The sequence below is a fragment of the Aquirufa regiilacus genome (assembly GCF_032470275.1).
In the GTDB taxonomy this organism is placed as follows: domain Bacteria; phylum Bacteroidota; class Bacteroidia; order Cytophagales; family Spirosomataceae; genus Aquirufa; species Aquirufa regiilacus.
Map to the genome: position 1 here is coordinate 1 of NZ_JAVNWW010000002.1, position 13,635 is coordinate 13,635.

A 13,635-nucleotide genomic window follows, 5' to 3' on the forward strand; every position below is an offset into this window, starting at 1 on the left:
CTTCTTGAAGAATAGCTAAGCGATCCTCCGGACTGAAAATTCTTCTTTCTCTTTTCATAGTTCCCTAATTTAATTGGTTCTAAACTCTTTTTAAAATTTAGTCCAGTCTATTAGGGGGTTAGTACAAAATCAAGCCCCAAAAGGTTAATTTTCAAATCGCTATATATCATTGACGAGTATGCCACTATTGAAATTGAGACCGAAGGAGATGCTATTTACGGATTAATCAAGAGCACTACTAATCCAATTGGCAACAGGGTTATCTTGGGCAAAGGAATGCCATTGGAGTTATTCCTCATGCTAATTGTTGATGTGTTGGCTGAAGATATTTTTGAATATTCATGAATATTCAAATTCAGTGGATTAAACTTGATTAAAAAGAATACTTATAAGTTCCGCCCACCATAATTAACAACTCCTTCAATCTGATTCTCCACACCATCTTCCAATTTTGGGAAGAAATCGATACCTGTCCTTTTCTCTATCTCATCAACAGTTACTGCGAAACTCCTAACTGGTGAAGATGACCCCGAATTAGATAAAATGAATCCAATAATCTTTGGATGTTGTCGGGGTGTAATCTCCGGTATCAGGTGTGATTGGTTCTTCTTTAGCACATGATACCAATAATAGTAAAAGAAATAGAAAATTAACCTTAATGAATTGCACTTGTCTTAATTACTTGAATAATCTGTTGCCAACAACTTTGCCTGTTCTATCACCGTCTCGGTTGCTTTCAACTCCATATCAGGTGGATAACCGTGTTTACGAAGTATCTTCTTTACAGCAATTGGTCTCATCACATCTTTATCTCAATTAACCAGAGACCAATTTCTTGAATTGATTAGTTGCGACCATCCTGAAGCAAAAAAGTACAGGAAGTATGCTAAGAAAGAATACCAATACCGAAACATGTCATACCAAGCATTGAATGACTTCATCAATCGAGATAAAAATGTCTCAATTTAAAACTGTCTCAAAAAAACCTTGAAAAAGATGCCGCACCGGTCAAAATACTGCTCTAATTTTGGCTAAAAACATAAAATGAAACAAAAAACCAAAGTTGTCATCTTTTCAAGGGTAAGTACATTGATACAAGACACCCTTCGTCAAACAGAAGAATTAAAGGAATACGCTGAAAGAATGAACTATCAGGTCTTACAGATATTTGAGGAGAAAATATCCGGCACCAAGAAGACATCTGAAAGACCAGTTCTTCAATCCATGTTAACCTACATAGAAAACAATCCCGTTCAGAAAATCTTAATTTGGGAACTTAGTCGTATCGGCAGAAATTCTCTTGAGGTCTTACAGATATTGAATCAATGTAATGCTATGAAGGTGTCTATATTCATCAAGAACTTTAACATAGAGACCTTGGATGATAAAGGCCATATCAACCCTATGACCCAGTTCATGTTGGAAATCATAAACACGTTAAACCAACTGGAGAGAAATAATATTGTTCAACGATTACGCTCCGGTTTTGAGCAGTACCGTAAGACTAATCCTATCGGGAGAAAGGTAGGTTCGTTTCAAACAGAAGAGGAATTACTCAGCAAGTACCCACAGGTACTAAAGTATCTGAAAAAAGGGTTATCAATCCGCCAAGTATCAGGACTAACAAACAATACATCAACCAACACCATATTGAAAGTTAAAAAGACAGCAATCAAAAGAGGAATCCTGACGGTCTAAACTGTTGCTCATCTAAAAATGAAGATACCGGGACCACGTTTCCAATTTAATCATCCCGGTAACAAGTTTGATTTTTTACATGCAGTGAATTCACCAAAAAACTCACCAGTAAATCTCAAAGAGGTCATTCCATTTTATTGGCGATATGAATGCAAGCTGCTTTTTATGAAGTACCTCCAAAAATCTTTCAAAAGGCAAATAACGGTAAATGTATTTATGCTCTTGACAGAATTTATCTATGGCCGGACTATTTGTATCTAAAAGTCTAGTGTACATATTTTTAATATCAAGATTAAGTCTATTTGAGCTGTAATGTTTATTGGTATAATTCTTCATCCAACTGTCAAATTATGTTTATTTTGGCGTACTCAAACTTCTTAACCTTCAGCATAGAATTTGGAATGTGGTCAAAATCTCCATCGCAAGTCAAAAGAGTCGCATTGATAGTCTTAGCAGTTGCACCCTCAAACAGATGAAGACCCTTTAGAAGATTATTTAAAAACTACTCCTACAATCCCTGACGAAGTATTTGAGGCTTTGCCTAATATCATTAAAGAAGGTGCGAGGGCATTTACCGACAAACGTAAAAGAGATGTATTCTTTACTGGTGCTATTTCTATTCTTAGCGGTTGTTTACCAAACGTAACTGGTGTGTATTTTCAGGAAAGAGTTTTTCCTCACTTGTACACTTTCATCATTGCACCGGCAGCAAGTGGCAAAGGAGTATTGAAAAATGCAAAGCGATTAGCGGACAAGTACCATCAGAAGATATTACAGCAAAGCAGGGATGCTCAAAAAGTACATGAGAATGAAATGGCAGATTTTAAACAGTTGGAACGTACCAAGAGCAAAGGAGAGCCAGCACCCGAAAAACCTGAAAAGCCACCTTTCAAAATAGTATTCATTCCAGCCGATTGCAGTAAGGCAAGAATGATAGAACACTTAAAAGCCAATGACGGCAAAGGCATTATTTGCGAAACAGAAGCCGATACAATGAGTGGAGCAAAAAAACAGGATTGGGGCGATTATTCAACCATTCTAAGAACTGCATTTCACCACGAAACAGTATCAAGTACCCGAAAAACGGATAACCAATACGATGAAATAAACGACCCATGTTTGGCGGTGGCCTTAACAGGCACACCTGCACAAGCCCCCAGGTTATTATCATCCGCAGAAGATGGTTTGTTTAGCCGTTTCTTATTCTATAACTATAAAAATAAAATTGAATGGCAAGACCCATCACCTCAGAGCAACACCATTGTTTTTAACGACCACTTTGAGGCACTTTCTGAACAGGTTTTAGGCTTGATAAGTTTAATGGAACAATCACACACTACAATTGAATTAACCCCCTCACAATGGCTCACAATCAATACAGAATTTCCTTTAATGCTTTCAGAGGTTGTTACTTTCACCAGTGAAGATGCAGCAGGGGTAGTTTATCGTATGGGTTTAATTTTCTTTAGGCTTTGCATGATACTATCAGCATTAAGAAAGTTTGAAAACGGAGAAATGACCGCTACAATTATTTGTACCGATGAAGATTTTAATACAGTCTTACTAATAGTTCAAACCTACTTAGAGCATAGTTTACTAATGTTCAATAACCTACCCAAGCAAAATGAAACCATGCAGTTTCATTCAGGCGATGGCAAACGCAAATTCTTTGAGGCTTTGCCCCAAGAATTTACAAGGAAGGAAGCAACCGAAATAGGCACTAAGTTTAAGCTATCTGCCAGAACGGTTGATGATGTGCTAAAATCTGCAACCGGGTACACCCTTACCAAAATCAAAGCAGGTTTATACCAACGCATTTGAAACTGTTCCTTCGGGGTTTTTTTTTTGCCCCACCAGTTCAAACCCTTCTACACATTGCAGAGTTTGCAGACTTTGAAGACTTTGCAAGTTTTGCAGGTTGGGGGTACAACCTTTCATATTTCTGCTTATATTTGCCGCAATGAAATTTTTTGCCTTCATAATGAGCATTTACCTTTTGGTGCTGTCATGCCTTCCATGCATTGACAGGCAGGAGCGTAATGTAATGGCTGAGCAAAAGATTTCTGCTACTACTCAGCAACAACAACACCAAACTGGTGACGAAGCCTGTACTCCCTTCTGTACTTGTTCCCACTGTCCTGCATCAGCTTTTTATCAGCCTTTGGCATTATACAAAATGCCTAAAATGCTATTTCAATCTGTGAAGTTTCATTACGAAATAGTGTTTAACTCCTACGACTTCCATTCTGTTTGGCAACCGCCTAAGATAGGTTAATCTACAAATCACAACATTTCGTTTCCTTAATGCTATTCATCAGGCTTTATAGTTTGATGTAATTCATTTTACGTTGTGGTATGCTTCCCGGTTTATAGCCGTGATTAATCATATAAATCAAAAACAAATTGTCCATTAAAAGCAAAAAGAAAAAGCGTAAACCGCTTACTCTATTGCAGGTATTCAAAGCGGTAGGGATAGCGATAATATGCATCTTGATGTTGTTCGCTATTGCTGCAAGGATTAACCAATACATAAAATTCATAAACAAATAAAATTTTCAATGTTTCAAAAAATAATTCAGTTCTCAATAAAAAACAAACTTGTAGTGGGGGCTTTTACATTGGCTCTCATTATTTGGGGCGTTATATCCGCTATGCGGTTACCAATTGATGCCGTGCCCGACATCACAAACAACCAGGTACAGATAATTACACAAGCTCCAACATTAGGTGCTCAGGAGGTAGAGCAGTTTATTACCACACCTATTGAGTTGGCAATGGCAAATATTCCCAATGTAATTGAAAAGCGGAGCATTAGCCGTAGTGGTATATCCGTAATCACAATTGTTTTTAAAGACAATGCTGATGTCTATTGGGCAAGGCAGCAAATAAGTGAACGACTTAAAGAAGCCGAAGCACAAATTCCGCAAGGATTGGGTGAGCCCACTTTGGGGCCTATTACTACGGGATTGGGTGAAATATATCAATATATCATTCATGCCAAAAAAGGCTTTGAAAACAAATACACCGCTACTGATTTGCGTACCATGCAGGATTGGATTGTGCGGAGGCAATTGGCAGGTACAGAAGGTTTGGCAGAAGTAAGCGGTTGGGGTGGTTATGTAAAGCAATATGAAATTGCTTTGGATAACGACAAGCTCAATGCAATGAATATTACCATACCTGAAATTTACAAAGCATTAGAGAGTAACAATGAAAACACCGGGGGCAGCTACATAGAACAACGCAGCAATGCTTATTTCATTCGTGGTTTGGGACTGGTAAAGTCATTAAGTGATATTGAAAAAATAGTTGTAAAAAACGTAAACGGCATTCCTGTATTAATCCGGGACGTGGCAACGGTACAGTTTGGCAGTGCAACACGGTACGGTGCAGTTACAAGAAACGGTGAAGGCGAAGTAGTGGCAGGTATTACCCTGATGCTGAAAGGTGAAAACTTTGCACAGGTAATTACAAATGTTAAACAGCGAATGGCACAAATACAAAAATCATTGCCCGAAGGCGTAGTAATAGAACCATTTATTGACCGAACAGAATTAGTAAACAGGGCAATGGGTACGGTAGAAAAGAATTTGATTGAAGGAGGACTGATTGTAGTGTTTATATTGGTGTTGCTGTTAGGAAATCTAAGGGCAGGTCTTATAGTAGCTTCTGTTATTCCCTTAGCCATGCTCTTTGCCATCATTTTAATGAATTTATTTGGTGTAAGTGGCAACCTGATGAGTTTGGGAGCTATTGATTTTGGGCTTATAGTAGATGGTGCGGTAATTATTGTAGAAGCAATTGTACACCGCATTTACATGAGTAAACATCATCATGTCGATTTGCAAAAACTTACACAGCCGCAAATGGATGAAGAAGTATTTCAGGCTGCATCCAAAATCCGTAATAGTGCTGCCTTTGGCGAAATAATCATCTTGATTGTTTACCTGCCCCTTTTTGCCTTAGTTGGTATTGAGGGCAAAATGTTTAGGCCAATGGCACAAACAGTTGCCTTTGCTATTTTAGGGGCATTTATTCTTTCATTGACTTATGTGCCAATGATGAGTGCATTGTTCCTTAGTAAAAAGGCAATACATAAACGCAATATATCAGATAAAATAATTGATTTCTTGCAACAACTTTATACACCATTTCTCAATTGGGCTTTGCATTGGAAAAAAACTATTGTGGCTGCTATGGTAGTATTATTTGCCGGCAGCTTAATCCTGTTCCACAGCTTAGGCGGTGAGTTTATCCCCACATTGGAAGAAGGCGACCTTTCCGTTGAAATAAGCATGGCACAAGGCACATCATTAACGCAGGTAGTAGAAACATTTGGCAAGGCGGAGAAAATTTTAAAGGATAAGTTTCCTGAAATAAAACAGGCGGTAACAAGAATAGGGAGTTCTGAAATTCCAACCGACCCGATGCCGATAGAAAGAGCCGATATGATGCTTTCCATGAAGCCTAAAGAAGAATGGACATCTGCACATACCAGGGAAGAAATGATGGAAAAAATGGAAGAAGCACTAAGCATTTTACCCGGTGTAAATTTTGAAATTACACAACCAATGCAGATGCGGTTTAATGAATTAATTACAGGTATCAAACAGGATGTGGCAATAAAAATCTATGGTGAAGATTTGGAAATACTGAATGCTCAGGCAAATAAAATAGCAGGTTTGATAAAAAATGTAAAAGGAGTAAGTGAACCTTTTGTAGAAAAAATAAGCGGCTTGCCACAAATACAAGTGGAGTATAACCGTGATAAAATTGCACAATACGGATTAAACATCAGTGATGTAAACATGGTGCTGAAAACTGCTTTTGCAGGAAATGTGGCAGGTGTTGTGTTTGAAGGAGATAAACGGTTTGACATGGTAGTACGGTTGCAAAAAGATTTGCGGAAAGACTTCAGCAATATTGAAAACCTTTATGTGCCATTGCCATCAGGCAACAAAGTGCCTATTAACCAGGTAGCAAATATTTCATTCAAAACAGCCCCTGCACAAATAAGTCATGAGGATGGGCAGCGTAGAACTTTTGTAGGTTTCAATGTTCATGGCAGAGATGTTGAAAGCACGGTAGAAGAAATACAACCCATATTAGATGAAAAACTAAAACTACCTTCAGGTTATTACTATACCTATGGTGGTCAGTTTCAAAACCTGAAAGAAGCAAAGGCAAGGTTAGGTATTGCAGTGCCGGTAGCATTATTACTCATTTTAGTATTGCTCTACTTTACTTTCAACAGTGTAAAACAATCATTCCTGATTTTTACCGCAGTTCCATTATCCGCCATTGGTGGCATCATTGCTTTGTGGCTAAGAGGTATGCCATTCAGTATTTCGGCAGGTGTTGGTTTTATAGCTTTGTTTGGTGTAGCAGTATTAAATGGCATTGTATTGATTGGTTACTTCAACCAGTTAAAAGACGAAGGCATTACCGATATATATGAAAGGGTAAGAAAAGGTACAGCCATAAGGCTGCGTCCTGTAATTATGACGGCAGCAGTTGCATCATTAGGGTTTTTACCAATGGCACTTTCCACAGGTGCAGGTGGTGAAGTGCAAAAGCCATTAGCCACCGTAGTTATTGGCGGTTTAATTACAGCTACGCTTTTCACCTTGCTTGTACTTCCTGCACTCTACATTTTATTCAACACTAAAATTAATTTCAAACTAAATAAAATGAAAAAAACAAAACTCCCCGGCAATACAGCGGCTGTGTTGTTGCTGTTTACATTCATCAGTTTGTTTGCAGAAAAATCTTATGCACAAAGCAATCAAAAAACTTTACAGGAATGTATTGATATAGCTTTAAAAAATAACCTGCAAATAAAGGGAGCCGACCTATACATTCGGCAATCTCAGGTACTGCAAAAAACAGGTTTTAATCCTGATAAAACAAACCTGCAATTAGTGCAAGACCCAACAAGTGGCGGCAATATTGATAACAGCATAGGCATTACTCAAACCATTGCTTTCCCTACTGTGTATGCTAATCAAAATAAACTACTGAAACAGGAAACATTATTAGCACAAAAATCAAAATTGCTATCACAGAATGAAATAATAAAAGAAGTAACCGAAGCCTATTACAATTTGGTTTATAGTTCACAAAAAATAAAGCTGTTGCAACAGCAGGATAGTATTTACAGCAACTTTCTCAAACGGGCTACCCTTCGCTATAATACAGGTGAAACAAACCAGTTGGAGAAAATGCAAGCCGAAAGCAGATACAAAGAAAACCAATTGCAATTAAAGCAAGCCAATACAACATTAAGCAGTTATCAATTGGTATTGCAGAAATGGCTGAATACATCCGAACCGGTAATGCCAAAAGAAAATGAATTACCCAAGATGCCGGATGATTACAAGTTTGACACGGCTGCAATAAAATCAAATCCGCTGATAGAGTATTATAATCAACGGCTGAATGTAAGTACATCACAAATAAATTTGGAGAAAAGCAAGCTACTTCCTGATTTGAATGTGGGCTATTATCATCAGGCTATTATCAAAGGGTTTGACCCAGCAAAAATTAACCGTAATTATTTCCCTGGTACAAGGATAGCAGGATTTCAGGTAGGTATTGGAGTGCCGTTATTCTTTGGTTCACAAAAAGCAAAAATAAAAGCTGCCAAAATTAATAATACGTTGATTGAAACAGAACGGCAGCAAACCTTGCTATACATGCAAAGTAGTTATGCAGTGCAATACAACGAATACCTGAAAGCAAAAGAAGGTTTGCAGTATTACGAAACCACAGGTTTAAAACAGGCAGACGATATTATCAGGATTTCCAACACAGCATATACCAAAGGCGAAATTGGGTATATGGAGTACATCCAAAACCTGCAAACCGCTATCAATACCCGGCTGCAATACACTGATGCAGTAAACCAGTTCAATCAGTCCATCATATTGTTAAACTACTTAAAAGGAAATAAATAAAATGAAGTCAATAAATATAAAATCAATCATAGCATTTGCACTCTTTGTAGTTGCAATCGGTTTTACATCCTGCAAATCGGGCAATAAAACGGAAACAAAAGAAACAACTAAAGTTGAGGAAACCCATTCAGAAACCATAGAAGTTTCGGAGGAGCAAATGAAAGCCGTAGGCATTGAGTTAGGTACAATAGAAATGAAAAATCTAAACAGTGTGGTAAAGTCAAGCGGAAAATTGGAAGTGCCCCCACAAAATAAAGCCGATGTAAATTCATTGGTGTCCGGCATCATTAAAAAAATATTAGTGTTGGAAGGCAACTATGTTCGCCAGGGGCAAACAGTAGCAATATTAGAAAACACAGACATTGTGAAGTTGCAGCAGGACTACCTCATGCTGAAAAAAGAATTTGTTTATTCTGAACAGGAGTACCAACGCCAAAAGGAACTGAATACCAAAAGTGCAGGTACAGGAAAAGTGTTTCAACAGGCAGCATCCAAATATGAAACGGATAAAGCAAGGCTGAAAGGGATAGAAACACAATTACAGCAATTAAACATCAGTCCTGCATCTGTAGCAAACGGGAATTTTGTAAATCAAATTCCCATCACTGCACCTATCAGTGGTGTAATAGGGCATATTCCCATAAAAACAGGCAGCTATATTGATATGCAAACCTCCTTAATGGATATTGTAGATAACTCACAAGTTCATTGTGATTTGCAGGTGTATGAAAAGGATTTGTTTAAAGTAAAGAATGGGCAGACAGTAGAGTTCATTCTATCCAATCAGAACAATAAGCAAATAACAGGTACTATTTACGGTATCAATCAATCTTTTGAAAATGAAAACAAATCGGTAATTGTACATGCCAAAATCAACAATACAGGCGGCATCAAATTGTTACCGGGTATGTATGTATCTGCATTGATTAATGTAGGTAATCAAACAGTGCAGGCAGTTCCTGTTGATGCAGTGGTAAGTGCAGAAGGCAAGCAATATATTTTTATGGTTGTGGATGAGGAAAGCGAAGGTAAAGAGAAGGCTGAAAAAAAGGAAGCAGGGGAAAAGTCAGAAAAGAATACAGAAGCCAAAGCTGAAAAGCATATTCAGTTTAAAAAGATAGAAGTAACCACAGGTGTAACAGAATTGGGCTACATAGAAATTACGCCATTGGAAGAAATACCGAAAGGTGCAAGGATTGCAACCAAAGGTGCATTTTATGTATTATCAAAAACCAGTGGTGGTAAAGAGGAAGAAGAATAATAACTAAATCAATTTTCATAAAATGATAAATACAGCCCCAAATCATAAGCATACTTACGATGAACAAGGCAGGATGACCTGCTGCACATTAGAAGAAAAAATCTATACCGAAGCAGGTGCAGAACAACTGCTGCATAAAAAGAAAACCATTGATAGTGGACAAGATAAAGTCCAATTGCAAGCTCATAGTAGTGTATGGAAACAATACCTGCCAGCCATTATCAGTTTCGTTATGTTGCTCATTGGCATTGCGTTGGATAATTATTTCAAACCCTCATTCTTTACAAACTATGTACGCCTTGCATGGTATGCTATTGCATACCTACCTGTTGGTTTACCGGTAATAAAAGAAGGATGGGAAGCCAGTCTTAAAAAAGAGTTCTTCACCGAGTTTACATTAATGGTATTGGCCACTATGGGGGCTTTTGCCATCGGTCAATATCCCGAAGGTGTTGCGGTAATGTTATTCTATGCCGTTGGTGAATTGTTTCAGAAGGCAGCAGTTAATAAAGCAAAAAACAATATCAAAGCCTTATTAGATGTCCGTCCATCTTCTGCCAGCGTTTTAAGGAATAATAAATACGAAGAAATAAAACCCGAAGAAGTAGAAATAGGCGAAACCATACAAATTAAAGCAGGCGAAAAAATTCCGTTAGATGGTGAAATGTTAAGTGAGGGCAGCAGCTTCAATACCGCAGCACTTACAGGAGAAAGCAAACCAAAATCTATTTATAAAGGAGCACAGGTATTGGCAGGTATGCTAAACCTTGATAAAGTAATTGAACTGAAAGTAACCAAAAAATTTGCCGATAGTTCCCTTGCACGGATTTTGGAAATGGTGCAAAATGCTACTGCAAGAAAGGCAAAAACAGAATTGCTGATAAGAAAATTTGCCAAAATCTATACACCTATCGTTTTCTTTTTGGCAGTAGCATTGGTGGTGGTTCCCTACTTTGTTCTAAGCAATTATGTGTTTAATGATTGGCTGTACAGGGCTTTAATTTTCTTAGTTATCAGTTGCCCTTGTGCATTGGTTATCTCTATTCCATTGGGCTATTTTGGCGGCATAGGTGCGGCTTCAAGAAATGGTATTTTGTTTAAAGGTTCTAATTATTTAGAGTTAATGACCAAAATAAATACCGTTGTGATGGACAAAACCGGCACACTAACGGCAGGTGTTTTTAAAGTGCAGGCAATTGTAACTAACGGAATGGACAAAACAGATTTCATAAAAACATTAGCTGCATTAGAAAGCAAATCAACACATCCTATTGCCAAAGCCATTGCCGAGTATGAAAAGAACGAAACACAAACTTACCAGGCGACAGAGATAGAAGAAATTTCAGGGCATGGCTTAAAGGGAAATGTGAACGGGAAAGAAGTATTGGCAGGTAATACAAAACTGCTAAAGAAATATAATATCACATACGATGCAGCTATTGACGAAATTATAGAAAGCATTGTAGTGGTAGCCATAGGCAACAAGTATACAGGTTATGTATTGATAGCCGATGAAGTAAAAGAGGATGCACAGGAAGCCATCAGGCAAATGCACCTGAACGGCATTAAACAAACCATAATGCTTAGTGGCGATAAAAATTCCATTACCCAAAAAGTAGCAAAACAAATTGGCATAGATACCGCCTTTGGCGATTTGCTACCAGAAAACAAAGTACAGAAAGTAGAAGAACTAAAACAGGACAAGACAAAAATCATTGCATTTGTAGGCGATGGCATCAACGATGCACCTGTATTGGCTTTAAGCGATGTGGGCATTGCAATGGGTGCAATGGGCAGCGATGCAGCCATAGAAACAGCCAATGTAGTGATACAAACAGACCAGCCTTTAAAGATTGTAACCGCCATTAAAATAGGCAAAGCCACCCGTAGCATTGTTATTCAGAATATCATTTTAGCATTTGCAGTAAAAGCCATTGTATTGGTATTGGGTGCTGGCGGTTTAGCCACCATGTGGGAAGCTGTTTTTGCGGATGTTGGTGTGGCTCTGTTGGCAATTTTGAATGCGGTGAGAATACAAAGGATGAAGTTTTAAATTTGTAATATTCAAACAAAACAAAGTGAGGAACCAACCATCAATATAATTTATAAATAAACAACACAACAAGTAAGTTATGCAGCAGACACTTCAATTAAATATCATCCCATTTTCAGCCCCAGTGCAAGAGGCTGAATTTGCTTTTTATACTTCAAAGCAAGATGGGTATTGCCCAATACACAAAGACGATTTAAACGGAGCAATTGAAGGCATCATTGACGAAAGCGAACTGCATTATGGTAATTGGCTTTACACGGATTTTGCACCTGCCAAAGAAAATGCAATTCTCATTTCAATAAATCTTACCGAATGTAAATACTTTGCCCAACATTATTACAGGCATCTTAACTTTATTTATACCAGCTCAAGTAGGTCAACGGATTTTCAATCATTTTGGGTTACTTCACCTTCTGAGCATTTTAACTATATATACTGTCCCAAAGGCTTGGTTTGCAATTAAACGAGGGGATATTAAAACACACAAAAATTCAATGATTAGGTTATATATCGGAGGTATTATCATTGCAGGAAGTTTTGCCATTCTTGCACCAGGTAGATATTTACATACTCTTTTCTTTAACTAAAATATCAAAACCGCTAAAGAATTTATATATAGCATTCAGCCCTTTAATTTCCTGATAGTCACATACTCAATCATCGCATTATAGCTGCATCTTTCGTCTGTAAGGGGAGCAATTAGAAAAGTCATCAGAAATGGTGACTTTTTTCGTTTAAACTCTATCTCTATTTCCTTTATTCATCGATTTTCTTGGTTTAAGCCCAGTAGAGGGCTTAGTGTTTTTTGACTATTTTAGTTGAGAGTTATACCTGTGGTTTTCAAATTGTGCCAAGAATGTGCCAAGAGTTGGTTTTAGTCAATCCGGTTTCAACTTTTTAAAGAGAGAAATCATCCTGTAAATTGGAGGAAGTAAATGTCGCTTTCCAATGATAAAAATTAATGATTTATCCCGCAAATCTCCTAATAGATGAATTTTGGATTAGTTAATCAGCCATAGCCCTTGGGTGCTTTCTGACCAAGACTATTCATAGCAATACGGGTTAAATTAGTTGATTTCGCTCATTTCTTCCCCCAAAATCATTTACTTATTTTTAAACGGAAACTCAACGCTCAAATACTCCCAGCTCAATTTTATTTTGCCTTCGTTAGCATTGGTCGGCATTACTTCATACGTAAGGGCTTCAACTAATTTATCGCTTTTGAAGGGTTTTACCTTAATTCGGATGATGTCATTTTCTTCTTTATAATCGTCCGATAAGTGCATATCCCACGTTTTACTCAAAATCAAAGTCCACGTTTCTCTATCAGGAATAGTAAAAAATCCATATTTACCTTTTGTAATAACTTTACCTTCAACCATTATATCATGACCAAAATCTATCCAAGTAGCTTTGTGAGCTCCCGATGACCATACTTGATTGAAGGCAACTAAACCATTCCAAATATTCCGCCCTCTCACACTCGGTGAACCGTATTCTATATGTACATGATTTGTGCCTACCATTGCCATTGCCGTCATTTTTGGACTTTTGGGCTTGACTGCTGTTTGACTGGTATCGACTTTGGGTTGATGGTTTTGGTGTTGGGCAAAAACGCCAATAGGTAATGTCAACAAGAGGTTTAAAACAATGTTTTTTTTCATGAT

Annotated in this window: 11 protein-coding genes; 7 read left to right on the forward strand and 4 right to left on the reverse strand. The window is 37.7% G+C overall.

Annotated features, from left to right (window positions below):
• Positions 1-386: 386 nt before the first annotated feature.
• Positions 387-650 carry a DNA/RNA non-specific endonuclease gene (locus tag PQG45_RS11815; RefSeq protein ID WP_391486427.1) on the reverse strand — a complete coding sequence of 88 codons (264 nt, stop codon included), beginning with the start codon at positions 648-650 and terminating at the stop codon, positions 387-389.
• A 24-nt stretch (positions 651-674) separates the two neighbouring features.
• Entirely contained in the window at positions 675-800 is a 126-nt protein-coding gene (locus tag PQG45_RS05970) for a type I restriction enzyme endonuclease domain-containing protein (protein ID WP_223130146.1), read from the reverse strand.
• Positions 801-1,044: 244 nt separating this feature from the next.
• On the opposite strand from PQG45_RS05970, the gene PQG45_RS05975 reads away from it, so the two are divergent.
• Positions 1,045-1,698, forward strand: a complete 654-nt coding sequence (locus PQG45_RS05975) for a recombinase family protein (RefSeq protein WP_130895642.1) — start codon at positions 1,045-1,047, stop codon at positions 1,696-1,698.
• 456 nt (positions 1,699-2,154) lie between these two features.
• Positions 2,155-3,519 carry a DUF3987 domain-containing protein gene (locus PQG45_RS05980; RefSeq protein ID WP_315574533.1) on the forward strand — a complete coding sequence of 455 codons (1,365 nt, stop codon included), beginning with the start codon at positions 2,155-2,157 and terminating at the stop codon, positions 3,517-3,519.
• Here PQG45_RS05980 and PQG45_RS05985 read toward each other — a convergent pair.
• Positions 3,502-3,678 (reverse strand): hypothetical protein, encoded by a 177-nt coding sequence (locus PQG45_RS05985; protein ID WP_316070458.1) that lies wholly within the window; start codon positions 3,676-3,678, stop codon positions 3,502-3,504. The two genes, PQG45_RS05980 and PQG45_RS05985, sit on opposite strands and share 18 nt — an antisense overlap.
• A 1-nt stretch (position 3,679) precedes the next feature.
• Here PQG45_RS05985 and PQG45_RS11820 point away from each other — a divergent pair, with 1 nt between their 5' ends.
• The 5 genes from PQG45_RS11820 to PQG45_RS06005 all read left to right on the forward strand — a co-directional run bounded on the left by PQG45_RS11820 (position 3,680) and on the right by PQG45_RS06005 (position 12,431).
• Entirely contained in the window at positions 3,680-3,973 is a 294-nt protein-coding gene (locus PQG45_RS11820; protein WP_391486428.1) for a DUF6660 family protein, read from the forward strand.
• Between the two features lie 283 nt (positions 3,974-4,256).
• Complete coding sequence (locus tag PQG45_RS05990) at positions 4,257-8,654, forward strand: CusA/CzcA family heavy metal efflux RND transporter (protein ID WP_315574535.1); 4,398 nt, start codon at positions 4,257-4,259, stop codon at positions 8,652-8,654.
• Position 8,655: 1 nt separating this feature from the next.
• Positions 8,656-9,915: an efflux RND transporter periplasmic adaptor subunit gene (locus tag PQG45_RS05995; protein WP_130922416.1), complete on the forward strand. Its 1,260-nt coding sequence runs from the start codon at positions 8,656-8,658 to the stop codon at positions 9,913-9,915.
• 22 nt (positions 9,916-9,937) lie between these two features.
• On the forward strand, positions 9,938-11,968 hold the full coding sequence (locus tag PQG45_RS06000) for a heavy metal translocating P-type ATPase (protein WP_130895637.1): 2,031 nt from the start codon (positions 9,938-9,940) through the stop codon (positions 11,966-11,968).
• A 79-nt stretch (positions 11,969-12,047) separates the two neighbouring features.
• Positions 12,048-12,431 (forward strand): hypothetical protein, encoded by a 384-nt coding sequence (locus PQG45_RS06005; protein ID WP_161566399.1) that lies wholly within the window; start codon positions 12,048-12,050, stop codon positions 12,429-12,431.
• A gap of 640 nt (positions 12,432-13,071) precedes the next feature.
• On the opposite strand, the gene PQG45_RS06015 is transcribed toward PQG45_RS06005, so the two are convergent.
• On the reverse strand, positions 13,072-13,632 hold the full coding sequence (locus PQG45_RS06015) for a DUF2911 domain-containing protein (RefSeq protein WP_130895635.1): 561 nt from the start codon (positions 13,630-13,632) through the stop codon (positions 13,072-13,074).
• Positions 13,633-13,635 lie beyond the last annotated feature (3 nt).

Excerpts from the sequence above, each read along its gene's own strand:
- PQG45_RS05970 (WP_223130146.1), bottom strand. The coding sequence starts at position 800 with ATGAGACCAATTGCTGTAAAGAAGATACTTCGTAAACACGGTTATCCA.
- PQG45_RS05975 (WP_130895642.1), top strand. The coding sequence starts at position 1,045 with ATGAAACAAAAAACCAAAGTTGTCATCTTTTCAAGGGTAAGTACATTG.
- PQG45_RS05985 (WP_316070458.1), bottom strand. The coding sequence starts at position 3,678 with ATGAAGGCAAAAAATTTCATTGCGGCAAATATAAGCAGAAATATGAAA.
- PQG45_RS11820 (WP_391486428.1), top strand. The coding sequence starts at position 3,680 with ATGAGCATTTACCTTTTGGTGCTGTCATGCCTTCCATGCATTGACAGG.
- PQG45_RS05990 (WP_315574535.1), top strand. The coding sequence starts at position 4,257 with ATGTTTCAAAAAATAATTCAGTTCTCAATAAAAAACAAACTTGTAGTG.
- PQG45_RS05995 (WP_130922416.1), top strand. The coding sequence starts at position 8,656 with ATGAAGTCAATAAATATAAAATCAATCATAGCATTTGCACTCTTTGTA.
- PQG45_RS06000 (WP_130895637.1), top strand. The coding sequence starts at position 9,938 with ATGATAAATACAGCCCCAAATCATAAGCATACTTACGATGAACAAGGC.
- PQG45_RS06005 (WP_161566399.1), top strand. The coding sequence starts at position 12,048 with ATGCAGCAGACACTTCAATTAAATATCATCCCATTTTCAGCCCCAGTG.
- PQG45_RS06015 (WP_130895635.1), bottom strand. The coding sequence starts at position 13,632 with ATGAAAAAAAACATTGTTTTAAACCTCTTGTTGACATTACCTATTGGC.